The organism is Amycolatopsis sp. NPDC058986, assembly GCF_042741125.1.
In the GTDB taxonomy this organism is placed as follows: Bacteria; Actinomycetota; Actinomycetes; order Mycobacteriales; family Pseudonocardiaceae; genus Amycolatopsis.
This window is the reverse complement of sequence record NZ_JBHYJW010000030.1, coordinates 43,828-65,036: the sequence shown is the minus strand read 5'-3', so window position 1 is coordinate 65,036 and position 21,209 is coordinate 43,828. Positions and strand designations below refer to the sequence as shown.

Sequence of the window (21,209 nt, the reverse complement as noted above, 5' to 3'; positions counted from 1 at the left end):
GGCCGAGCGATTTCTCACCAACGCGTCGCGGGCACGGGTCAACCAATGTCCTCAATGGAGTGTGGCCCCATGGAACAGAGCCGGGATCCCGGTGTGGTCGTGGACGCCGACAATGGTCCGGACCTCGTAGGGAAAGCTGTCGTGACGGCACTGCAGGCGGTGCTGGGTGTGTCCGAAGTGCCGTGGGAAAGCCGGTTCGGGGTGCTCGGCGGTGATTCGCTGCGCGCCGTCCGGGTCCTTTCCCGGCTGTGGCGCGAACTCGGCGTCGAAATCCCCGTGCACGCGCTGCCGCCGCACACGACCGTCGCGGAATTCACCGATGTCGTACGCGAGCACGTCGAGGCGGCGCGGGCATGAGCGACGCTTGCGGGCGAATCATGGACATCATGCGCCAAAGGGGATTGGGCGCTGTCTCGCGAAGCGAGGCGATCGCATGAGCGACGCGGTCAAGCCCGGGATCGCGGTGGCGGGCACGTTCACCCTCGAAGTGGTCACCGCCGCGATGGCGACGATCCTCGACGAGGTGGAGCCCGGCCGGTCCGTGACCGTCGCTCCCTACGGCCAGGTGCTCGAAGCCCTGCACGACCCCGCCGGCGTGCTGCTGACCAACACCGGGGTGAACGTCCTGCTGCTGCGGCCGGAGGATTTCGCCCGCGGTGACGGGCTCGGTGAGCGCGCCGACGCGATGGTCACCGAGTTCCTCGCCACCCTCGGCGGTGTTCCCGATCATTCGGTCGCCACCTGGCTCGTCGCCGTCACGCCGAGTTCGCCCGCTGTTACGGCGGACGCCGCGCTCGCCCGGTGGGTAGGGCAGACGGCCGAGCGGATCACCGCCACGGCCGAGGCGACACCGGGGATGTACCCGATCTCGCTCGACCGGGTGACGGAGCTGTACGAGGTGGCCGAGACCCACGACGAGTACGCCGACCGGATCGGGCACCTGCCCTACACCGACGAATACTGCGAAGCGGTGGCCACCTGGCTGGTCCGCCAGGCCGTGAGCAGCTGGGGGAAGCCGAAGAAGGTCATCGTGCTCGACTGCGACAACACGTTGTGGACCGGCATCTGCGGTGAGGACGGTCCGACAGGGGTGCGGATCGGCGAATCGCGCCGCTGGCTGCAGGAATTCATGCTGGCGCAGCGGTCCAGTGGAAAGCTGCTGTGCCTCTGCAGCCGGAACAACCAGGAGGACGTCGAAGAGGTCTTCACGCGCAACTCCGACATGGTGCTGTCGTGGGACGACGTCTCCGCGCACCGGATCGGCTGGAACCCGAAGGCCCAGTCGCTGGCCGAACTGGCCGACGAGCTGGACCTCGCGCTGGGCTCGTTCGTCTTCGTCGACGACGACGCCGTCGAATGCGCGTCCGTCCGCGCGCAGCTGCCCGAGGTCACGGTGGTGGAGCTTTCCCGTGCGGAGGACCGGATCCGCGGGCAGATCGAGCACACCTGGGCCTTCGACCAGTTGTCGGTCACCGAAGAGGACCGGTTGCGGGCCGACTGGTACTCGACCCGCCGCGAGCGGGTCGCGCTTCGGGACACCAGCGCCGACTACCAGGACTTCCTCGACCGGTGCGCGATCGAGGTGACCTTCACCGCGCTCACCGACGACGGCCTCGACCGCGCGGCGCAGCTCACCGCCCGGACCACCCAGTTCAACCTCGCCGGCGCCGTCTACTCGGTACCGCAGCTGCGTGCGTTGCTGGCCGGGGCGGGCCAGGGCTGGGCGGTCCGGGTGCGGGACCGTTTCGGCGACTACGGGACGGTCGGGCTGGTCGTCGCCGAGCAGCGGGGCGACGTCGTCGAACTGCCGGTCTTCCTGATGAGCTGCCGGGTGCTGAACCGGCGGGTCGAGCACGAGGTGCTCCGGTTCGTGGCCGGGCACGCGGACCGGCTGGGCGCCGAGACGCTGCTCCTCCCGTTGCGCCCGACCGCGCGCAACGCGCCCGCGCGCATGTTCGTCGAGCAGCTGACCGGGGTCCTCCCCGGCGCGAACGACGCCCCGTCGACCGTCTCCGTGCCGGTGCGCGACTGGGTGCCGCAGCTCACCCGGCGCTGAGCCCGATCCAAGGGAGAAATCGCGATGTCCAGTGAATTGAGGAGCGCGGGACCGATCGTCCTGCCGCTCACCGAAGCACAGCGAGAGCTGCTCGCTCTCGACCGCATCGTCGCGGTCCCGCACCTGTACAACATCGTCGTCGAGGCGGAGCTGGACCCGGCCCTGCCGCCGGACGAGCTCGCCGCGGCGTTCGCCGCCGTCCTCGAGGTGCAGCCCGCGCTGAGGATGGGGCTCGTCGACGGGCCGGACGGCGGCGGCCTGCTCGTCGCGCCCGGTCCGGAAACCGCCGCCGCGTTCGGCGAATGGGCCGTCCCCGCCGCGGAGTTCGACGCCTGCCGCGCCGCCGCGCTCGGCGAACTGGGCGACACGGTGTTCGCGCTCGACCGGCCGCCGCTCGTCCGCGCCTTGCACGTCCGTGCCGACGACGGCACCCGGGCCGTGCTGGTGCTGGCGGTGCACCATTCGGTGTTCGACGGCTACTCGGTCGGCATCCTGCTGAGCGAGCTGAACACCGCGCTGCGGGGCGGCCTCGATCGCGAAACCCTGCTCGCCGAGCGTGAAGCGGCGCTCGGCGAGGAACTCGGGCGGCAGCTGGCCACCGCCATGACCGAACAGGCCGACGCCGCGGCGGCCGCACTCGCCGAACGTCTCCGGCGGGCCCCGGCGACCGTGCTGTACCCGGCCCCGGCGCGTCCGGTGGAGACCGGGTTCGCCGGCGAGCGCCGGGAAATCCGGCTCACCGCCGAGGAGTCCGCCACGGTCGACCGGGTCTGCCGCGAACTGGAGATCAGTCCCTTCACCTACTTCTCCGCACTGCATTCGGCGACGCTGGCGCGGCACGCCGACGTCGAGTCCGTCGTCTTCGGGGCCACCGTGATGACCCGGCGCACACCGCGGGCCTTCGATCTGTGCGGGTACTTCGTCGCCACCGTGCCGCTGGTCGTGAATGTCCACTGGGGACAGTCGTTCGCCGATTTCGCTTGCGGGGTGGTGCTTCCGGAGGCGGAACGGGTTGTCGCCGACTCCGTCGTCCCGCTGAGCAAGGTGGCGCGGCACGTGATGCCCGATCGCACGGGCAACCGCAACCCGATCTTCACCACGCTGGTCACCATGCAGGAACCCGTGGACGGCGCGGCTGGCGCGCCGGTCCGGTCGATGCGCCAGCACGGCAACGGGACCGCGAAGTTCGATCTGCTGCTGTGGGTCCGGCCCACCCGCGAAGGCTGGGTGCTGGAGGTCGAGCACGACGTCCAGCTGCTGCCCGAACCCGTCGTGTCCGGGTACGTCGAGTCGTTGCGCTCGGCGATCGCCGGGACGGCGCACGCAGGCGTCACCCTGCGCGAGCTGTTCTCGGACGGTCCCGCCGTCCCCGCTCTCGACGGAACTCCGCGGTTCGACTGCGACTTCGCCCGGCGCGTGCTCGAAGTCGCCGACGCCGACCCGGCCGCGCTCGCCATCGAAGAGGGCCGGACCCGGGTCACCTACGGCGAACTCGCCGAGCGGGTCCGCGCGGTCACCGGCGGACTCGCCGAGCGAGGGGTGGGGCCTGGCGACATCGTCGGCGTCACGGCCGACAACCTGCCCGACAGCGTGGTCGCGGTGCTGGCCGTGCTCGCGCGCCGCGCCGTCTACCTCCCGCTCGACCTCGAACTCCCCGCCGAACGGGTGGCGGAGATGGTCGGGCGGGCGCGCTGCCGGATGGTCGTCGGGACCGGCGAGGTGCCCGGCGCGCGGGTGTTCGGCGTCGGCGAACTCCTTGGCGCCGCAACGGAACCAAGCCAGGCCGACCATCGCGAGCACGGGGTGTACGCGATGTTCACCTCGGGTTCCACCGGACGCCCCAAGGGCGTGCTCATGGCCAACGCGCCGCTGGCGAACCTCGCGGCCTGGCAGCTCGGCGCGTTGCGGATGAGCGCGGGCACCCGGTTCCTGCAGTACGCGCCGCTCGGTTTCGACGTCTCGTTCCAGGAGATCATGCCGACGCTGCTAGCCGGGGGGACGCTGGTGTCGCGGCGCCCGGTCGACCGGCAGGATCTGCCCGCGCTGGCCCGTCGCGTGGCGGTGACCGGCGTGACCCACGTCTATCTGCCCGCCGCCGCGCTCGGCGCGTTCACCAGGGCCGTACGGACGGCCGGGGACCTGCTGCCGGACGTGCGCTTCCTGTGCGTGGCGGGCGAACAGGTGGTGGCGGACGAAGGCGTGCAACGGTTCTTCGCCGAACGGCCGCACATCGCGCTGGTGAACATGTACGGGCCGACCGAAACCCACGTCACCACCGCGGCGGTCTTCGAGGCGTCCGCGCAGCCGTGGCCGGTGCACGCGCCGATCGGCCGTCCGCTGCCCGCGGTGTCGGCGCGGATCGTCGACGTGACGGGGCATCGCGCGCCCTGCGGCGTGGCCGGTGAGCTGCTGCTCGGCGGCGTCGCACCGGCGCTGGGTTACGTGAACGATCCCGAGCGCACCGCCGAACGGTTCGTCGACGGCGAGTACCGGACCGGCGACCAGGTGCTCGTCGACGCCTCGGGAACGCTCGTCTACCTGGGACGCAAGGACGGCCAGGTGAAGATCCGCGGGTACCGGGTGGAACTGGGCGAGATCGAGGCGGCTGCGAACGCGCTCGACGGCGTGCAGCGCGCCGTCGCCGCGGTCGGGCCGGAACCCGCCAGGCGTCTGCTGCTGTTCTTCGTTCCGGCCAAGGACGCGGCCGACGCCGGGGACGTGCGGGCCGCGCTGGCCCGGCGGCTGCCGGGGTACATGGTCCCCGCACAGGTCTTTCCGATCGATTCGGTACCGACCGGGTTCACCGGGAAACTCGACCGCGCCGCCCTGCTGCGCAAGGTGGGCGAGGCGGTGGCCGGTGAGCCGGTGGTGGACGACACCGGGACGCCACCCACCCCGCTCGAAGCCGAACTCCGCGCGCTGTGGGAGGACGTGCTGCGCGTGCCGGTCTCGCTCGGCGGCTCGCTCGTCGAAGCCGGGGCGCACTCGCTGAACGTCGTCACCGTGCTGAGCCAGGTGGAAGACAAGTACGGCGTTTCCGTGCCAGTGCTGGACTTCTTCCGCGAGCCGACCGTCCGTGCGCTGGCCTGCCACGTCGAGGTGGAACGGGGAAGGGCATGACGGCGGCCGGGGTTCGCGCACCCCTGATGCACAAGCTCGGCTCCGGTGCCACCGGGCGCAGGCTGGTGGCGCTCCCACCGGCGGGCGGCGGGATTCTGCCCTACCTCGGCCTGGCGGGGTCGCTGGTCCGGCACGGGGACGTCCACGCCGTGCGTGCGTCCGGACTTGTCGACGGCGAGGAACCGGACACCGACGTCCCTGCCATGGTCGCGCGTTGCCTCGACGCGGTCCTCGCGCTGCCGACGCCACCCGACGCACTCATCGGCTGGTCTCTCGGTGGCGTGCTGGCGTGGGAGGTCGCCGCGCGGCTGGCGGAACGGAGCGGGCACACCGCCGCGGTCGTCCTGCTCGACAGCTTCGTGACGTTGCCGCCCGGATCCGACCTCGACGCCTTCGCCGCGGCGATCGCGGACACCTTGCCGCCGACGGCGTCGGACGAGGAACGGGCGCGGTTCCGCCGAACCGCGGCGGCACACGTCCACGCCGCGGCGAAGCACGAGGTGACCGTCCGCCACGAGGGACCCGCGCTGCTGCTCGCCTGCGCCGACGGTCCGGTGGCCCGGCAGCACGCCGACTGGGCGCGGTTGTCCGCGCGGCTGGCCGGTCAGGTGATCGAGGGCGGCCATTTCGAGGTCCTCGGACCGGCCCGGTTGCCCGCGGCCGCCGGGTACGTCGACGAGTTCCTGCGTCAAGTGTTCGCGAGCGCCGGAAAGCCGACTGGGGAAAGCCGACTGGGGGAAAGCCATGGACAACCTGAGTGATGGCAAGCCGTTCGCGCTGTTGCACCGCCCGTCGGTCACCGGGGCGGGGACGCTCGAACTGTTCCGCGGTCCGGTGACCGAGGTGGCGGATCTCGCCGCGTTGCCGGAGGCCGGTGCGGCCACCGGGCCGTCGGTCCTCGCCGTGGTCCCGTTCCGGCAGGTCGCCGAACGCGGCTACGCGTGCCACGACGACGGCGCGCCGCTGCTGGCGATGCGCATCGAGGAACGCACGTCGCTGTCGGTCGAGGACTTCGTAGCGACCACGCCGGATCAGGACGTGCGGTTCGACGCGGCCGGGTTCGACCTCGACGACGACACCTACGCCGAAATCGTCCGTAACGTGCTGGCCGAGGAGATCGGTACCGGTGCCGGGGCCAACTTCGTGATCAAGCGGTCGTACTCGGCGCGCGTGCGCGACTTCTCGGTGGCGACGGAACTGGCGCTCTTCCGGCGTCTTCTGCTCGGCGAGGACGGGGCGCACTGGACGTTCCTGATCCACACCGGACAGCGGACGTTCGTCGGAGCCAGCCCCGAACGGCATGTGAGCCTCGACGGCGGCGTCGCCACCATGAACCCGATCAGCGGCACGCTCCGGCATTCCGGGGCCGGGGCGACGCTCGGCGGCGTGCTCGACTTCCTCGCCGACCGCAAGGAGGTCGAGGAGCTCTACATGGTCGTCGACGAGGAACTGAAGATGATGGCGGGACTCTGCCCCGACGGTGTCGAGGTGGACGGCCCGTACCTGCGGCAGATGCGGCATCTGACGCACACGGAGTACTTCGTCCGCGGCCGCACCCGGCAACCACCGCGGGAGATCCTGCGGCAGACCCTTTTGGCGCCCACGGTCACCGGAAGTCCTGTCGAGAGCGCGTGTTCGGTGCTACGCAGGCACGAGCGCGCCGGGCGCGGCTACTACAGCGGAGTGGCGGCACTGCTCGGCCGCGACGTCGCCGGTGAGTCCACAGTGGACTCGACGATTCTGATCCGCACCGCGGAGCTGTCCCCGGCCGGTGAGCTGAGCCTCGGTGTCGGCGCGACACTGGTCCGGCACTCCGATCCGGTGAGCGAGGTCGCCGAGACACACGCGAAGGCGGCGGGTTTCCTGGCGGCACTGCGTGGGGAGAAACGGGCGGCGGCAGGCGGTCCGCCGCCCGGCCTGACCGAACATCCCGAAGTGCGCGGGCGGCTGACCGCCCGCAACGACGGGCTGGCGCGGTTCTGGCTGCGCCGGAGCAGGGCGCAGGACTGGCTCGCGCCGGAACTGGCCGGGCTCCGCGCGCTGGTGGTGGACAACGAGGACACGTTCACCGCGATGCTGGCCTGTCAGCTGCGCGCGCTCGGGCTGGGTGTCACCGTCGCGCACTGGCGGGACGTCCCCGCCCACCACGGATTCGACGTCGTGGTGCCCGGGCCGGGACCGGGCGACCCGGACGACGTGCGCGAGCCGAAGATCGCCCGGCTGCACACATTGATCGGAGAACTGCTCACCACGCGCAAGCCGTTCGTGGCGGTTTGCCTTTCGCACCAGGTGCTGAGCAGGTTGCTCGGCCTCGAGATCCGCCGCAGGCCGGAACCGAACCAGGGTGTCCGGCACCGGGTCGACCTGTTCGGGGAACCGGTCGACGCGGGGTTCTACAACACGTTCGCCGCACACGCGGACACCTCGCGCCTGCTCACCGCGCGCTGCGCGGAGCCGGTGCAGGTCTGCCGGGACGAGCTCACCGGCGAGGTGCACGCGTTGAGCGGCCCGGGATTCACCTCGGTGCAGTTCCACCCGGAATCACTGCTCACCGAGCACGGTCCCACGTTGCTCCGCAATCTCGTCACCACCGTTCTGTGGCCGGGCGTGCGCATCGCCGACCGGATCAACCGAGTCTCCAGCGCGAAGGAATGAGTGATGTCTGTCGTACCCACCAGTCTCCTCGGCGTCCGGCCCTCGGCTCCAGCCCCCGACGCCGAGCTCATGGCTCTGCGAGCCCGTCCCGCCGAGCAGCAGCCCACCTGGCCCGACCACGCCGCGCTCGCCGCGGTGACCGGCGAACTGCGTGCCGCGCCCGATCTGGTCACCGGTGCGGAGATCGGGGAACTGCGCGGCCTGCTCGCGGGTGTCGCCGAGGGCAGGCTGCGCGTGCTGCAGGCGGGCGACTGCGCCGAGGACCCGGAGCACGCCACCACCGAGCACGTGGCACGCAGGGCCGGGATGCTGGTCTCGCTCGGTGACGTCATGAGCGAACGTTCGCGCCGTCCCGTCGTGCTGGCGGGCCGGATGGGCGGCCAGTTCGCGAAACCGCGCTCGCAGCCCACCGAAGTCCGGGACGGGTGCGAACTCCCGGCCTTCCGCGGTCACCTGGTGAACGGGCCCGCGTTCGACGCGCGGACGCGGGTGCCCGACCCCCGCCGCATGCTGACCGGTTACCGCGCGGCGGCCGACGTCGTCGAGGCGCTCCGCCGGGCGCGTCCGGCGGGTGGCGCGCTGAACCTGCCACGGGTCTGGACCAGTCACGAGGCGCTCGTCCTCGACTACGAACTTCCGTTGCTGCGCAAGCACGACGACGATCTGATCCTGACCTCGACGCACTGGCCGTGGGTCGGCGAGCGCACCCGGCGGCTCGACGGCGCCCACGTCCAGTTGCTGTCCCGGATCGCGAATCCGGTGGCGTGCAAGGTCGGGCCCGCCATGACCGCGAGCGAGCTGGTCGCGCTGTGCGAGCGGCTCGACCCGCGCCGCGAGCCGGGCAGGCTCACCCTGATCACCCGGCTGGGAGCGAGTCTGGTCAGCACGCGGCTGCCCGAGCTGGTCGCCGCCGTCCGGCGGGCAGGGCATCCGGTCATCTGGCTGTGCGATCCCATGCACGGCAACACTTTCCGCGGCGCCGGGGGACGGAAGAGCCGGCTGGTCGGATCGCTGATCCGCGAGGTGCTCGGGTTCCACGCGGCGGTCCGCGGGGAGCAGGGCGTGGCGGGCGGCCTGCACCTGGAGGCGACCCCGGAAGACGTCGTCGAATGCGTGCTCGACGAGACGGAACTGGCCGAACTGCCCGCGGGCACCGAACCGCTGTGCGACCCGCGGCTCAACGCCGACCAGGCACGGCTGGTGGCGACCGCCTGGCCGGGCTGAGGCAGTGCCGCGGCCGCGACCCCTATCGACAAGGAGTGAAACCGTCATGTCCACCGTATTCGTCGCCAACAACCGCACCGAGCAGATGGTCGGTGATCTCGGCGCGATGACCGCCGAGCAACGGCGGTTCGCCGGCTACACGGCGCAGCGCATGCTCTGGTACGTCGGCGAAGGAGACATCCTCGTCGTCCCCCACGCGCCCAGCGAGTCGTTCAGCCGGTACCTCACCGAGCTGATGGACGTCGATCTCGGCACCGTGCACATCCTCGCTCCGCCACCCGGGCGGTACGGGGTCGACGTCCTTTCCTCGGACCGGATCGAAAACGCCGAATTCCAGCGTGAACTGAGCGTGCACGTCGAGAAGACCGGTGCGGCCCGGGTGTTCCCGATCATTTTCGACGAGGTGATGACCCGGCTCACCCGCAATTTGGGGCTGGAGCGGTGTACGCCCGGATTCGGTTTCGTCGGGCAGGGCGGCAGCGATCTGCTGAACAGCAAGTCGGCGTTCCGGGCACTGGCAGGGGGAACCGGCTGCCCGATCGCCGAGGGCCGCGTGGTGCGCGACCGTGCGGCGGCCGAGGCGTACCTGTGGGAGCTGCTTTCGGACGGACGCTGCGCCATCGTCAAACAGGACCAGCACGTCGGCGGATTCGGCAACGAGATCATCAGCCCGCGGGAGGGGGTCGATCCGATCGGTGCGCCGCAGGTGCTGGTCATCACCGACCGGCCCGCCCTGCACGAACTGGTGACCCGGCGCTGGCCGTGGTACTCCGGCGAGGACCGCCGCCGGGTCGTGATCGAACACTACGTTCCGGACTGCACGCCGGTGTACGTCGAAATGAGCATCACCGACGAAGGCGTCGCGTTGTTCGGGCACGGCGAAATGCTGACCAAGCCGATTTTCAACGGTCTCGTGATTCCCGCGCAATCCGCTTCCCATCCGGCGTGGCCGAGCTTTCTCGGCGCTGCCGAGAATCTGTGCCAGGCCATTCACGGAATGGGTTACCGAGGCCTGATCAGCATCGACGGAATCGTGTCCCCCGGCGGGGAGATCCTGCTCAACGAGGTGAACGGCAGGGTCGGCGGTTCGACTCACGTCACCCGGCTGACCCAGCACCTGGTGGGGCCGCGCTTCCTCGCCGAACGCGTGGTGATGCAACGGCATTTCTGGCCGGTTCCGTCGTTCGACCGCGCGCTGGCGGCGTTGCGGGCGAACGATCTCGCCTTCGACCGCGACCGGCGCACCGGTGTCGTCATCACCTCCGACGACGTGACCGGGGGAACGGTCGAATACTGCCTGATCGGCGAGGACTTCGAGCACGCGACCGAAATCGAGCACCGGATCGACGAGCTCACGTTTGGTTGACAGTCGACTACTGGAAGCTATCGTCGCTGGGGGACTCTTCAGCGGAGACGCACAAGGGAGGAGCGGACAGCAATGGGCTACCGGGGGCTCGCGAAGAAGTCGATCCTGGCCTGGGCACTCGTCGCGATCGTGGCACGGTTGCCCATCGCGATGGCGCCGCTCGGGCTGGTCTTCCTCGTCCGAGATCGCGCGGGCGGCTATTCACTCGGTGCGACACTCGCCGCCGCGTACGTGGTCGGTGAGGTCGTCGGCGCGCTGTTCATCGGAACGCGCCCGTTCAGCCGTCGCCGCGGCGCGATCTCGGCAGGGCTGGGCGTGGGGGCGGTGGCCTTCGGGCTGCTCGCGCTGGTGCCCTCGGCCCCCGATCCGCTGCTGGTCGTGCTGGCCGGGCTCGCCGGTGCGGCACCGGCGGCGAGCCCTGGCGGCATGCGGACGATGCTGACGCGCCTGGTCGACGAGTCGGTCGTGGCGAGCGCGCTGAGCGCCGAATCCACGTTGACCCAGGCGATCTGGGCGGTCGCGCCGGGGCTGGCGGTGTCGCTGGCGCTGTGGACCGGCGCGAGTTCCCCGATGGCGGTGGCCGCGGTGTGCATGGCGGTCGCCGCGCTGACCCTGCTGCTGCTCCGCGGCGACGGCCGGGCCGCCGAGACGGCGGCCAAGCCGTCGGCACGGGTTTCCGGACATGGCAGGGAACTGCTTGCCGCCTGGCCGATCTACCTGACCAGTGCGGCGTCCATGGCGTTGCTGTCGGCCGCGGAACTCATCCTCACGCCGTTGCTGGAGTTCCGGCACTTCCAGACCGGCTGGGCGGGCGTGCTGCTGACGGTCTTCTCGGTGTCCAGTGCTGCCGGCGCGTTCGTCTACGGCCTCCGGAAGTGGCCGGGCAGCGTGCGTGCGCAGAGCCTGGTGCTGCTGGTCGCCATGTCCGGCTGCGTGGCGCTGATCGCCGTCGCGCCGGGCCTGGCCGGGATCGCCGTCGTGCTGGTCATCGGTGGTCTCTGTCAGGCTGCGGTCGCCGTGACCCGCAACCTGACGCTGCGCGAAAGCCTGCCCGAGCCGGCGCACACCGCCGGGTATTCGGTCATGTACGCGGTCCAAGGCATCGGGTACACCCTCACCGCGACGCTGACCGCGCTGGTGCTGGCGTCGTTCACCCCGGTCACCGCGGTGGTCGGCGCGGCGGTGCTGACCCTGCTGCTGACCGTGGCCAGCGCACTCGCCGAACTGCGGACGCGCCGCGGCACCGGGAGTGAGCGGGAAGCCGAGCTGGCGGCGGCGCGGGCCGGGACGTGCGAAGACGGCGAAACGGCCTGATCCGGTCGCCCGTTGGCAGGCACTTGGGGTTGCCGCCCGGTTTCCTGCGGTAACCTCCCGAGGTAGGTGGAGACGTCACCGAACAGCCTTCTACCATGCCATTTGACAACGATGTCTAGCACAAGGACATGAGTGGTGAGTACCTCTACCGAGGTCCAGCAGGACACCAGGTTCTTCGGGCACCCACGAGGGCTCGCGAACCTGTTCGGCGTGGAGATGTGGGAGCGCTTCTCCTTCTACGGCATGCAGGGGATCCTCGCGATCTACCTGTACTACGAGGCCGCGCGAGGTGGTCTCGGCGTCGCGCAGGAAACCGCGCTGGGCATCGTGGGTGCCTACGGCGGTCTCGTCTACCTGTCGGCGGTGGTCGGCGCGTGGGTGGCCGACCGGCTGTTCGGTTCCGAACGGACGTTGTTCTACAGCGCGATCCTGGTCATGATCGGGCACATCAGCCTGGCGCTGTTGCCGGGCTTCGCTGGGATCGGCGTCGGCCTGGTCTGTGTCGCCGTCGGGAGTGGCGGGCTGAAGTCCAACGCGACGGCGATCGTCGGGACGCTCTACAGCGCCGACGACGAGCGCCGTGACGGCGGGTTCACCCTCTTCTACATGGGCATCAACATCGGTGCCTTCGTCGGGCCGCTGCTGACCGGGCTCGCCCAGAAGGAGGTCGGGTTCCACCTCGGCTTCGGCCTGGCGGCGATCGGGATGGCGCTGGGCCTGATCCAGTACACGATCGGTCGCAAGAACCTCGGCGAAAAGGCCAGGGAGATCCCCAATCCGCTGCCCGCCTCGCAGCGTGTCCTCGTCGCCGGCGCGGTGCTCGTGGTGGCCGCGCTGATCGTCGTGCTGGTGCTCACCGGCGTGATCCGGGCCGACAACCTCGCGAACATCGTGGTGTGGCTGGTCGGCGTCATCTCGGTGATCTACTTCGTCGTGATCCTGACCAGCAAGAAGATCACCGCGGACGAACGCAGCCGGGTGTACTCGTTCATCCCGATGTTCATCGCCAGCGCCGCGTTCTTCTCGCTGTACCAGCAGCAGTTCACCGTCGTGCAGGCCTACACCGACCAGCGGCTCGACCGGGACCTGTTCGGCTGGCAGATGCCGGTGGCCTGGGTCAACTCCATCGTCGCGGTGTTCGTCATCGTCTTCGCCCCGGTCTTCGCCGCGATCTGGACCAAGCTCGGTCCGCGTCAGCCGTCTTCGCCGATGAAGTTCGTGTTCGGCACGGTGCTGATGGGCGTGGCGTTCCTGCTGTTCCTGCCGATGGTCGGGACGGGGGCGAACGGCAGCCCGCTGCTCGCGCTGGTCGGCATTCTCTTCGTGTTCACCGCCGCCGAGCTGTTCCTTTCCCCGGTGGGGCTTTCGCTGTCCACGAAGCTGGCGCCGACGGCGTTCCGCACGCAGATGGTCGCGCTGAACTTCCTGTCCATCTCGTTCGGCACGGCGATGTCCGGCAAGCTCGCGGAGTACTACGACACCAAGAACGAAACGCCGTACTTCGGTGTCATCGGCGGGGTCGCGATCGCCATCGGTGTGCTGCTGTTCCTCGGCGCCCCCTTCATCCGCAAGCTGATGAAGGGCGTTCACTGAACGCTCGACACGCTGGACGGCGGGCATCCTTCGGGGGTGCCCGCCGTTTTCGTCCGGACGGGGATCAGCCGACGGTGGTGCCGAAGAGCACGCCGACGAAGTAGGTCACCAGCATCGTGAGCGCGCCGACGCCGACGTTGCGCGCGATCGCCCGGCCCACCCTGGCGTCGCCGAGCCGCGCGCTGATCCAGCCGGTGAGGGTGAGGCCGACGAGCACCGCGACGGCGCAGGCCCCGACCCGCAGGGAGACGCCGGCCCACGCGATGGCCAGCAGCGGCAGCAGCGCGCCGACGGTGAACGCGGCCAGCGAGGCCCACGCCGCCTGCCACGGGCTCGTCAGGTTGTCCGGGTCGATGCCGAGCTCGGCCTCCGCGTGCGCCTGCAGCGCGTCCTTTTCGGACAGTTCGCGGGCGACCTTCGCGGCGAGCTCCGGGGAGAGGCCCTTCCGCTCGTAGATCTGCGCGAGTTCGGCTTCCTCGGCCTCCGGCATGGTTTTCAGCTCTTGTTTCTCGAGCTGCAACATCGCCTTCTCGGTATCGCGCTGCGTGCTCACCGAGACGTATTCCCCGCCGGCCATCGAAAAGGCGCCCGCGACCAGCCCGGCAATTCCGGCGGTGAGGATCGCTATCCGGTCCGTTGTCGCGCCCGCGACGCCGACCACGATGCCCGCCACGGACACGATCCCGTCATTGGCGCCGAGAACCCCGGCGCGCAGCCAGTTCAGCTTGCCGCCGATGTCGTCGTGGTGCGGCTCGTCCGAGTGCGAGGACGTCTCGTCGTGGATCGTGTCGGTCACCAGTTCAGTGAAACACGAAAATCGGGCAGTGGCTAATCGTGTTCACATTTCCGTGATTAGGTGAAGAAAGGCAATCCTTACGCAGGATCGCCTTACCTTTTCGGTTCGCTCGACCGCATGAGTAAAACGCCCGGCGTCGCGGGATGCGACGCCGGGCGGGTGATACCTTGCCGGAACGGGGGCCGGACAACGCGGACCCCGCCTCGGCGGCCGGATGGTTCTCGGGTGTTCAGCTGTCCAGTTCGGCCAGCGCCTGCTTGGCGCGCTCCAGCTCGGCCTCGAGCTGGGCGACCTTGGCGGCCTGCGCCTCGCGGGCGGCGTTGATGACCTCGTCGATCGGGCCGGACAGGTCCTGGTGCAGCTCCTTGGCCGCGCGGGACACGGCGGCGGCGGGGATCTCGAGGCCCTTGGCCACCCACTTGCTGCCGTTCTTCAGCTCGGCCTGCCATTCACCGTCGGCGGTGCCGGTGACGGTGAGGGTCAGCTCGACCGTACGGGTCTTCTTGGCCGTGGTCTGCGCCTTCGGGCGGCCGCGCTTCGGCTTCGGCTCCTCGGCGGGCTTCTCGTCCGTCTCGGTCTTTTCGGCCGCTTCCGCCGCGGGGGCGCCGGCCTCGGTGGTGTCGTTCTCGGTCTTCGAGGTGTCGGCGGGCTGTGACGCCGGAGCCGCCGCAGCGTCGGCCGTCGCCGGTTCCTCTTCGTGCGTCAGGACATCCACGGTCATCGTTGGTGTCGTCTCCTTGCCCGGAACGGGGGTGGGTACAGCGGCACATCTTAGAACAGGCGTTCGACGTCCGCGATTCGGGGTGGTCGAACGCCGTGAAGGCCTCCTTCACAGCGCTCGAGGCTGTGAAGGAGGCCTTCACGGGACGTCGGTCAGTCCTCGGACTTGCCGGACTGCAGACCGGCGGAGATGAGGTCCATCACCGAGGAGTCGGCCAGCGTCGTGACGTCGCCGACCTGCCGGTTCTCCGCGACGTCGCGCAGCAGGCGGCGCATGATCTTGCCCGAACGCGTCTTCGGCAGCTCCGGGACGACCATGATCTGCCGCGGCTTCGCGATCGGCCCGATCTCCTTCGCGACGTGGTTGCGCAGCTCCTGGACAGCGGCGTCGCCGCCGTCGCTCGCGCTGCCGCGCAGGATCACGAACGCCACGATGCCCTGCCCGGTGGTCGGGTCGGTCGCGCCGACGACGGCGGCCTCGGCGACCGTCGGGTGCGAGACGAGCGCCGACTCGACCTCGGTGGTCGAGATCCGGTGCCCGGACACGTTCATGACGTCGTCGACGCGGCCCAGCAGCCAGATGTCGCCGTCGGCGTCGTACTTCGCGCCGTCACCGGCGAAGTAGAAGCCCTGCTCGGCGAAGCGCGACCAGTACGTCTCCTTGTAGCGCTCGTTGTCGCCCCAGATCCCGCGCAGCATGCCCGGCCACGGCTTGTCGAGCACCAGGTACCCGCCACCGCCGTGCGGGACCTCGACGCCCTGGTCGTCGACGACCTTCGCCGAGATGCCCGGCAGCGCGCGCTGCGCCGAACCCGGCTTCGCCGCGGTGACACCCGGCAGCGGCGAGATCATGATCGCCCCGGTTTCGGTCTGCCACCAGGTGTCCACGACGGGCGTGCGGCCGGCGCCGATGGTCTCCCGGTACCAGATCCACGCCTCCGGGTTGATCGGCTCGCCGACGCTGCCGAGCACGCGCAGCGAGGAGAGGTCGTACTTCTCCGGGATCTCCGCGCCCCACTTCATGAACGTGCGGATCAGCGTCGGGGCGGTGTAGTAGAGGGAGACCTTGTACTTCTGGACGATCTCCCAGTGCCGCCCCTCGTGCGGGGTGTTCGGCGTGCCCTCGTAGACGACCTGGGTGGCGCGGTTGGCCAGCGGCCCGTACACGATGTAGGTGTGCCCGGTGACCCAGCCGATGTCGGCGGTGCACCAGTAGACGTCCTCGCCCGCCTTGTGGTCGAAGACGTTGTGGTGGGTGTAGGCGGCCTGCGTCAGGTAGCCGCCCGAGGTGTGCAGGATGCCCTTCGGCCGTCCGGTGGTGCCCGAGGTGTAGAGGATGAACAGCGGGTGCTCGGCGTCGAACGCCTCGGGGGTGTGCTCGGCGGACTGGCCGTCGACCAGGTCGTGCCACCAGACGTCGCGGCCCTCGGCCATCGGTACGTCGTCACCGGTGCGCCGGATGACGATGACCTTCTCGACCGACTCCGCGCCGTCGAGCGCTTCGTCCACGTTGGTCTTCATCGCCACGGCCTTGCCGCGGCGGTACTGCCCGTCCGAGGTGATGACGACCTTCGCCGCCGCGTCGTCCACGCGTGACCGCAGCGCCGTCGGCGAGAAGCCGCCGAACACGACGCTGTGCAGCGCGCCGATCCGCGCGCAGGCGAGCATCGCGAAGATCGCCTCGGGGATCATCGGCAGCTGGATGGCGACCCGGTCGTTCGCGCCGACGCCGAGGGAGGTCAGGGCGTTGGCGGCCTTCGAGACCTCGTCCTTCAGCTGGGCGTACGTGATGTCCCGGGTGTCGCCCGGCTCGCCGACCCAGTGGATCGCGACCTGGTCGCCGTACCCGTCGGCGACGTGCCGGTCGGCGCAGTTGTAGGCGACGTTGAGCTTCCCGCCGACGAACCACTTCGCGAACGGGGCGTCGCTCCAGTCGAGGACCTGGGTCCACTTCGTGTCCCAATGCAGCCGTTCCGCCTGCTTCGCCCAGAACTGCTCGCGATCGGCGTCGCCATCGGCGTACAGCTCGGCTTTCGCGTTGGCCTGCGCGGAGAAATCCTCGCTGGGCGGGAAAGTACGGCTTTCGGTGAGCAGGTTGTCCAGTGCTGGGGACTGCTCGGTCATGGTGCAAGGCCTCCTGTTGTGCGAACCCGCGGCTCACGGCACGCTAGCGACGTTAGTGCGTGATGTAAAAGGATGCGTCCAGTTGCCCCACTGCTGGGGCAACACGGCCGGACCAGTGATCGTTCAGGTCCGGTAAGTGGCCATGAGAAATTATTCACTTCGAATCGTATCGAAAGACCACTTCGCCGTTGCTTATGCTCTCGTGAACGATTCGGGAGGGCAGGGCGATGGCCGAAGAGCGGGAAGAGCTCACCTGGGAGTTGTTCGGTTCGGCCAGCAGGGAGCTGGCGCAGACGATCGCGGACGACGGGTTCGAGCCGGATCTGATCCTGTCCATCGCACGCGGTGGGCTGTTCGTGGCCGGTGCGCTCGGGTACGCGCTGGACGTGAAGAACCTGCACGTCATGAACGTCGAGTTCTACACGGGCGTCGACCAACGTCTCGACCTCCCCGTCATGCTGCCGCCGGTGCCGAACGTCGTGGACCTGACGCAGAAGAAGGTCCTGGTCGCCGACGACGTGGCCGACACCGGCGCGACGCTGAAGCTCGTCCGCGACTTCTGCGCGGACCACGTCGCCGAGGTGCGTTGCGCGGTCGTCTACGAGAAGCCGCGGTCCGAGGTCAAATGCGAGTACGTCTGGCGGCACACCGACCGCTGGATCAACTTCCCGTGGTCGGTGCAGGCGCCGGTCGTGCGGCGAGTCGGGCAGGTGCTGGACGCATGAGCGAAGCTTGCGAGCGAATCATGGACATCGCATGAGTGATCCGTTGCGGCCGTTGCTCGACCTCGAAGGGGTCGCGGAAGCGGCGAAGTCCGCGCAGGACGCGGTGTTCGCGGTGCACCGGCTGCCCGCGAACCTGCGTGGTGGCGCCGAAACCGCCGCCGAGGCGTCCGTGCGCGCGGCCAGGGCGTCGGCGGGGATCGACGGCGCGAACCCCGAACTGCCCGCAGACGGCGCGGTCGCGGATCCGGCGCTGGCCGGGGCGCTGCGGGTCGCCGAGGCGCTGGAGCCGATCCTGCCCACCTGGCGCCGCGCGCCGCTACAGGCGCTGGCGCGGCTGCACGTCCTCGCCGCGGCCGATCTGGTGACCGACCCCGACGCGCTCGGCCGTCCCCGCACCGGCGGGCCCCGGCTGGAGCTGCTCGCCCAGCTCGTCACCGGGTCGACGTCGGTGCCGGGGCCGGTCCTGACCGCCGTCGTGCACGGGGAACTGCTGGCGCTACGGCCCTTCGGCACCGCGGACGGTGTCGTGGCGCGGGCGGCCGCGCGGCTGTCGATGATCGCGACCGGGCTCGACCCGAAGGCGCTGACCGTGCCCGAGGTGGCGTACTTCCGGCGGGTGCCGAAGTACCTGGAACTGGCCGAAGGATTCGCGGGCGGGACGCCCGAGGGCGTTCGCGCGTGGCTGTTGTTCTCGTGCGAGGCGTTCGAAGCGGGCGCGCGCGAGGCCAAGAGCATCTCGGCGGCCGCGGGCTGATTTCCCTTACGCCAGAACGGCGTCCAGAAGGCCGGGGAAGCGGGAATGGACGTCGTCGCGGCGTAGCTCGACCCACCGGGTGCGGCCGTTGACGAACGTCGTGGTCAACCCGGCTTCGCGCAGGATCCGCCAGTGGTGCGACAGCGTCGGCGCGGTGATGTCGACGTCGTACTCGTCGACACTGCACGGGCGAGGTTCGTCGTCCTTAGCGAGCGTGCGGACCAGTGCGAGACGCACGGGGTCGGCCAAAGCCTGAAGCACCGTCACGATCTCGATGGCGTCGGCGGCAGGCTGCGGCAGCGTGCGGGTCACGCGTTCTCCCGGATCGATAGATGGTTTGACAACAATCGAATAGTAACTCCATCATGACCTCATGACGATTCGACAGTCATCAAAGGATCGTCTCGGACTGGGGTCCCTCATCGCGCTCGCCGTGGGGACGTTCACGCTCGGGACGGACGCGATGGTCCTCAATGGACTGCTCCCGACGATCGCCACCGATCTGCACGTCTCCGAATCCGGCGCGGGCCAGCTCACCACGGTCTTCGCGCTGACGTATGCGATCTCCTCGCCGCTGATCGCCGCGTTCACCGGCGGCTGGGACCGCCGGATCCTGCTGGCGGGCGGGCTCGGGCTGTTCACCGTCGGCATGGCGGGGCAGGCGCTGGGGACGACGTTCGCGGTCGTCGCCGTCGCCCGCGCGCTCGCCGCGATCGGCGCCGCGGCGTTCCAGGCGAACGCCTACGCACTGGCCGGCGCGCTGTCCTCGGACGAACGGCGCGGCAGGGCATTGGCGACCGTCGCGGCGGGGATGAGCGTGTCGACGGTGCTCGGCGTCCCGATCGGTGTCCTCGCCGGGCACTGGATCGGCTGGCGCGCGGTGATGTGGGCGATCGCGGCGATCGGCGTCGCCGTGGCGGCGTATCTGCCGTTCCTGCCCGCCGTCCGGATCCCGGCGGCGAACCTGCGGACCCGGCTCGCGGTGGTGGCCCGGCCGCCGGTGGCGCGGGTGCTGCTGGTGACGGTCGTCGGCATGCTCGCCGGCGTCACCGTGTTCGTGTACCTCCCGGTGCTGGTGGAACCCGTCGCGACCGGTGTGACGCTGTCGTGGGTGCTCGTTGCTGCCGGAGCCGGACAGGTCATCGGAACGACCATCGCCGGGCGCTGGACCGACCGTTTCGGCTCCCGGCGGGTACTGGTGTGGGCGCTGGCCGGGACCGCGGTGGTGCTGGCGGCGATGGATGTCGCCGTGCTCGCGCTGCCCGCGTTGTTCGTCGCGGTGCTGGCGAGCGGGACCTTCGGCGGGATGCTCATGGTTCCGCAGCAGCACCGGCTGTTCTCGATCGCACCGGACGCGTCCACCGTGGCACTCGGGCTGAACGGTTCGGCGATCTACGTCGGCATCGCGCTCGGCTCGGCGCTGGGCGGGACGGTGCTGGCCGGTGCCGGGGCCGGCTGGCTCGGGCCGGTGGGCGCGGCGGCGGCCGTGGCCGCGCTGGTACTGGCCACGGCCCGCCGGCGTGCGGCACCGGTTGCGATACCCGAGCCCGTCAGCCCACGGTGATCTCGGGCTGGTCGTTCGTCCGCTCGAACAGCCTTCGTACCTTTGCTTCAGCGCCGGCAAGCCGGTGATGAATGGCGGGGAGGCGGTACTCGGGGTAAGCCGCCCTGGCCTTGCGCAGGTGCTCGCCCGCTCGGCGCAACAACTTCAGCGCCTTGTCGAGGGTGATGTCCCGACATCTCAAACCCACCCGGAGCAACAGCAGGTCGGCGCGGGCGGAAACCAGTCGTGAGGCGGCCAACCGCGTTGTGGTGGCGCGGATGGCATCGATCTCGGTGCGCACGTCCCCGAGTTCTTCGATAATCCAGTCAGGGGGCTGGCTGTCGCCGCCAGGCTCATGGACGACGGCCGACAGCCACTCCTCGGTCCGGACCGTTCGCGCCAAGGTCGAGTCCAGCCGGTAGATCGCGGTTTCGAACAGGTAATCCAGCTCGGCGTCGAGAGGACTGTCCGTCATCAGTTCGCCTCCTCGTGTCGAAGCCTGAGCGTTTCCTTGAGCGTGGCGCGCGCCCGGGCCGCCGACGCGCGGACCGCGGCCGGGGTGGTCGACAGTCCGGTGGCGATCTCCTGATGGGAGAAACCATCAATGCGCCAGGCGAGCACCATGCGCTGCTGAAAGGGCAACAAGGTCAGCAACTCCCAGAGAAGCCCGGCGGCCTCCGCCTGTACCGCGAAGTCGTCCGGTGCCACCAGCATCGGCCTGTCGGGCACGGTGCCGGTCACGATTTCCCGATGTCGCAAGGGGAAATGGCGCTGGTACTTTCGGGTGGCCACCGACCATACCCAGCACTCCGGCCTGGCTACGGCGTCCCACGACTCGTAGAGATCGAGCAGGACTTCCTGCGCGACGTCCTCCGCGTCGGCGGGAGACGCACCGAGCCGGATGACGAACCCCACCAGCCGCTCGGTGTGGGCGCGGCAGAAATCGCTGAACTCGCGGTACCCGTGTCTGTTCGATCCGTCATCGGTGCTCACGGCTCTCCCGCGGGTGCTCCACGAGCGTCCGGCCGTCCGGCTCCACGCCGGTCAACCGGCCGCCTTCCGGTAGACCATCGGATATTCGCGCCCACAGGGCGTACCGCCGTTCGCGGCGTCGTTCCCGCCGCGACTCGACGAGTACCTTCGTGCCGAGCAGAGCCAATGCGATCAGCACCCCGGCGATCCACCACGCCATATCGTCTCCTCACCAGAACCGTTGACG

Annotated in this window: 19 protein-coding genes; 12 read left to right on the top strand and 7 right to left on the bottom strand. The window is 70.0% G+C overall.

The annotated features are described in order from the left end of the window. Positions 1 to 69: 69 nt before the first annotated feature. From ACFW0G_RS25335 to ACFW0G_RS25295, 9 genes are all read left to right on the top strand, one after another. The gene (locus ACFW0G_RS25335) at positions 70 to 357 is read left to right on the top strand and encodes an acyl carrier protein (protein WP_378327869.1); all 288 of its coding nucleotides are present in this window, start codon (positions 70 to 72) and stop codon (positions 355 to 357) included. Between the two features lie 76 nt (positions 358 to 433). Next, the gene (locus ACFW0G_RS25330; RefSeq protein WP_378327868.1) at positions 434 to 2,056 is read left to right on the top strand and encodes an HAD-IIIC family phosphatase; all 1,623 of its coding nucleotides are present in this window, start codon (positions 434 to 436) and stop codon (positions 2,054 to 2,056) included. Positions 2,057 to 2,080: 24 nt separating this feature from the next. Beyond that, positions 2,081 to 5,176, top strand: a complete 3,096-nt coding sequence (locus ACFW0G_RS25325) for an amino acid adenylation domain-containing protein (protein WP_378327867.1) — start codon at positions 2,081 to 2,083, stop codon at positions 5,174 to 5,176. Further along, a complete protein-coding gene (locus tag ACFW0G_RS25320) occupies positions 5,173 to 5,937 on the top strand; it encodes a thioesterase domain-containing protein (protein WP_378327866.1) in 765 nt (254 codons plus the stop codon). The genes ACFW0G_RS25325 and ACFW0G_RS25320 overlap by 4 nt, the downstream gene beginning before the upstream one ends. After that, the gene (locus tag ACFW0G_RS25315) at positions 5,921 to 7,831 is read left to right on the top strand and encodes an anthranilate synthase family protein (RefSeq protein ID WP_378327865.1); all 1,911 of its coding nucleotides are present in this window, start codon (positions 5,921 to 5,923) and stop codon (positions 7,829 to 7,831) included. The genes ACFW0G_RS25320 and ACFW0G_RS25315 overlap by 17 nt, the downstream gene beginning before the upstream one ends. A gap of 3 nt (positions 7,832 to 7,834) precedes the next feature. Continuing rightward, complete coding sequence (locus ACFW0G_RS25310) at positions 7,835 to 9,055, top strand: 3-deoxy-7-phosphoheptulonate synthase (RefSeq protein ID WP_378327864.1); 1,221 nt, start codon at positions 7,835 to 7,837, stop codon at positions 9,053 to 9,055. 46 nt (positions 9,056 to 9,101) lie between these two features. Beyond that, entirely contained in the window at positions 9,102 to 10,421 is a 1,320-nt protein-coding gene (locus tag ACFW0G_RS25305) for a peptide ligase PGM1-related protein (protein WP_378327863.1), read from the top strand. A 72-nt stretch (positions 10,422 to 10,493) separates the two neighbouring features. Further along, positions 10,494 to 11,735, top strand: a complete 1,242-nt coding sequence (locus ACFW0G_RS25300) for an MFS transporter (RefSeq protein ID WP_378327862.1) — start codon at positions 10,494 to 10,496, stop codon at positions 11,733 to 11,735. A gap of 135 nt (positions 11,736 to 11,870) precedes the next feature. Next, on the top strand, positions 11,871 to 13,328 hold the full coding sequence (locus ACFW0G_RS25295; protein ID WP_378327861.1) for a peptide MFS transporter: 1,458 nt from the start codon (positions 11,871 to 11,873) through the stop codon (positions 13,326 to 13,328). A gap of 64 nt (positions 13,329 to 13,392) precedes the next feature. On the opposite strand, the gene ACFW0G_RS25290 is transcribed toward ACFW0G_RS25295, so the two are convergent. The 3 genes from ACFW0G_RS25290 to acs form a co-directional block, all read right to left on the bottom strand. After that, positions 13,393 to 14,124 carry a VIT family protein gene (locus ACFW0G_RS25290; RefSeq protein ID WP_378327860.1) on the bottom strand — a complete coding sequence of 244 codons (732 nt, stop codon included), beginning with the start codon at positions 14,122 to 14,124 and terminating at the stop codon, positions 13,393 to 13,395. Between the two features lie 229 nt (positions 14,125 to 14,353). Then, complete coding sequence (locus ACFW0G_RS25285; protein WP_378327859.1) at positions 14,354 to 14,845, bottom strand: DUF6319 family protein; 492 nt, start codon at positions 14,843 to 14,845, stop codon at positions 14,354 to 14,356. Positions 14,846 to 14,997: 152 nt separating this feature from the next. Then, a complete protein-coding gene (gene acs / locus ACFW0G_RS25280) occupies positions 14,998 to 16,968 on the bottom strand; it encodes an acetate--CoA ligase (RefSeq protein ID WP_378327858.1) in 1,971 nt (656 codons plus the stop codon). Positions 16,969 to 17,195: 227 nt separating this feature from the next. On the opposite strand from acs, the gene ACFW0G_RS25275 reads away from it, so the two are divergent. After that, a complete protein-coding gene (locus ACFW0G_RS25275) occupies positions 17,196 to 17,693 on the top strand; it encodes a phosphoribosyltransferase (RefSeq protein WP_378327857.1) in 498 nt (165 codons plus the stop codon). A gap of 31 nt (positions 17,694 to 17,724) precedes the next feature. Further along, positions 17,725 to 18,447, top strand: coding sequence for an oxidoreductase (locus ACFW0G_RS25270; RefSeq protein WP_378327856.1), 723 nt, complete (start codon positions 17,725 to 17,727; stop codon positions 18,445 to 18,447). 6 nt (positions 18,448 to 18,453) lie between these two features. Here ACFW0G_RS25270 and ACFW0G_RS25265 read toward each other — a convergent pair whose 3' ends face one another. After that, positions 18,454 to 18,759: an ArsR/SmtB family transcription factor gene (locus ACFW0G_RS25265; RefSeq protein ID WP_378327855.1), complete on the bottom strand. Its 306-nt coding sequence runs from the start codon at positions 18,757 to 18,759 to the stop codon at positions 18,454 to 18,456. 61 nt (positions 18,760 to 18,820) lie between these two features. On the opposite strand from ACFW0G_RS25265, the gene ACFW0G_RS25260 reads away from it, so the two are divergent. Next, positions 18,821 to 20,011, top strand: coding sequence for an MFS transporter (locus ACFW0G_RS25260; protein ID WP_378327854.1), 1,191 nt, complete (start codon positions 18,821 to 18,823; stop codon positions 20,009 to 20,011). Here the strand turns inward: ACFW0G_RS25260 and ACFW0G_RS25255 are convergent. Genes ACFW0G_RS25255 through ACFW0G_RS25245 form a run of 3 tightly spaced genes read right to left on the bottom strand, consistent with a single transcriptional unit; the run spans position 19,998 to position 21,182 of the window. Further along, positions 19,998 to 20,465, bottom strand: a complete 468-nt coding sequence (locus ACFW0G_RS25255) for a hypothetical protein (RefSeq protein WP_378327853.1) — start codon at positions 20,463 to 20,465, stop codon at positions 19,998 to 20,000. The genes ACFW0G_RS25260 and ACFW0G_RS25255 overlap by 14 nt on opposite strands. Continuing rightward, a complete protein-coding gene (locus tag ACFW0G_RS25250; protein ID WP_378327852.1) occupies positions 20,465 to 20,983 on the bottom strand; it encodes an RNA polymerase sigma factor in 519 nt (172 codons plus the stop codon). The genes ACFW0G_RS25255 and ACFW0G_RS25250 overlap by 1 nt, the downstream gene beginning before the upstream one ends. Next, positions 20,970 to 21,182, bottom strand: coding sequence for a hypothetical protein (locus ACFW0G_RS25245; protein WP_378327851.1), 213 nt, complete (start codon positions 21,180 to 21,182; stop codon positions 20,970 to 20,972). Before ACFW0G_RS25245 ends, ACFW0G_RS25250 begins: the two co-directional genes overlap by 14 nt. Between the last annotated feature and the right edge of the window lie 27 nt (positions 21,183 to 21,209).

What these genes read in the sequence shown, in the direction of transcription:
- ACFW0G_RS25335 (WP_378327869.1), top strand. Translation starts at nt 70, where the DNA reads ATGGAACAGAGCCGGGATCCCGGTGTGGTCGTGGACGCCGACAATGGT.
- ACFW0G_RS25330 (WP_378327868.1), top strand. Translation starts at nt 434, where the DNA reads ATGAGCGACGCGGTCAAGCCCGGGATCGCGGTGGCGGGCACGTTCACC.
- ACFW0G_RS25325 (WP_378327867.1), top strand. Translation starts at nt 2,081, where the DNA reads ATGTCCAGTGAATTGAGGAGCGCGGGACCGATCGTCCTGCCGCTCACC.
- ACFW0G_RS25320 (WP_378327866.1), top strand. Translation starts at nt 5,173, where the DNA reads ATGACGGCGGCCGGGGTTCGCGCACCCCTGATGCACAAGCTCGGCTCC.
- ACFW0G_RS25315 (WP_378327865.1), top strand. Translation starts at nt 5,921, where the DNA reads ATGGACAACCTGAGTGATGGCAAGCCGTTCGCGCTGTTGCACCGCCCG.
- ACFW0G_RS25310 (WP_378327864.1), top strand. Translation starts at nt 7,835, where the DNA reads ATGTCTGTCGTACCCACCAGTCTCCTCGGCGTCCGGCCCTCGGCTCCA.
- ACFW0G_RS25305 (WP_378327863.1), top strand. Translation starts at nt 9,102, where the DNA reads ATGTCCACCGTATTCGTCGCCAACAACCGCACCGAGCAGATGGTCGGT.
- ACFW0G_RS25300 (WP_378327862.1), top strand. Translation starts at nt 10,494, where the DNA reads ATGGGCTACCGGGGGCTCGCGAAGAAGTCGATCCTGGCCTGGGCACTC.
- ACFW0G_RS25285 (WP_378327859.1), bottom strand. Translation starts at nt 14,845, where the DNA reads ATGACCGTGGATGTCCTGACGCACGAAGAGGAACCGGCGACGGCCGAC.
- acs (WP_378327858.1), bottom strand. Translation starts at nt 16,968, where the DNA reads ATGACCGAGCAGTCCCCAGCACTGGACAACCTGCTCACCGAAAGCCGT.
- ACFW0G_RS25275 (WP_378327857.1), top strand. Translation starts at nt 17,196, where the DNA reads ATGGCCGAAGAGCGGGAAGAGCTCACCTGGGAGTTGTTCGGTTCGGCC.
- ACFW0G_RS25270 (WP_378327856.1), top strand. Translation starts at nt 17,725, where the DNA reads ATGAGTGATCCGTTGCGGCCGTTGCTCGACCTCGAAGGGGTCGCGGAA.
- ACFW0G_RS25260 (WP_378327854.1), top strand. Translation starts at nt 18,821, where the DNA reads ATGACGATTCGACAGTCATCAAAGGATCGTCTCGGACTGGGGTCCCTC.
- ACFW0G_RS25255 (WP_378327853.1), bottom strand. Translation starts at nt 20,465, where the DNA reads ATGACGGACAGTCCTCTCGACGCCGAGCTGGATTACCTGTTCGAAACC.
- ACFW0G_RS25245 (WP_378327851.1), bottom strand. Translation starts at nt 21,182, where the DNA reads ATGGCGTGGTGGATCGCCGGGGTGCTGATCGCATTGGCTCTGCTCGGC.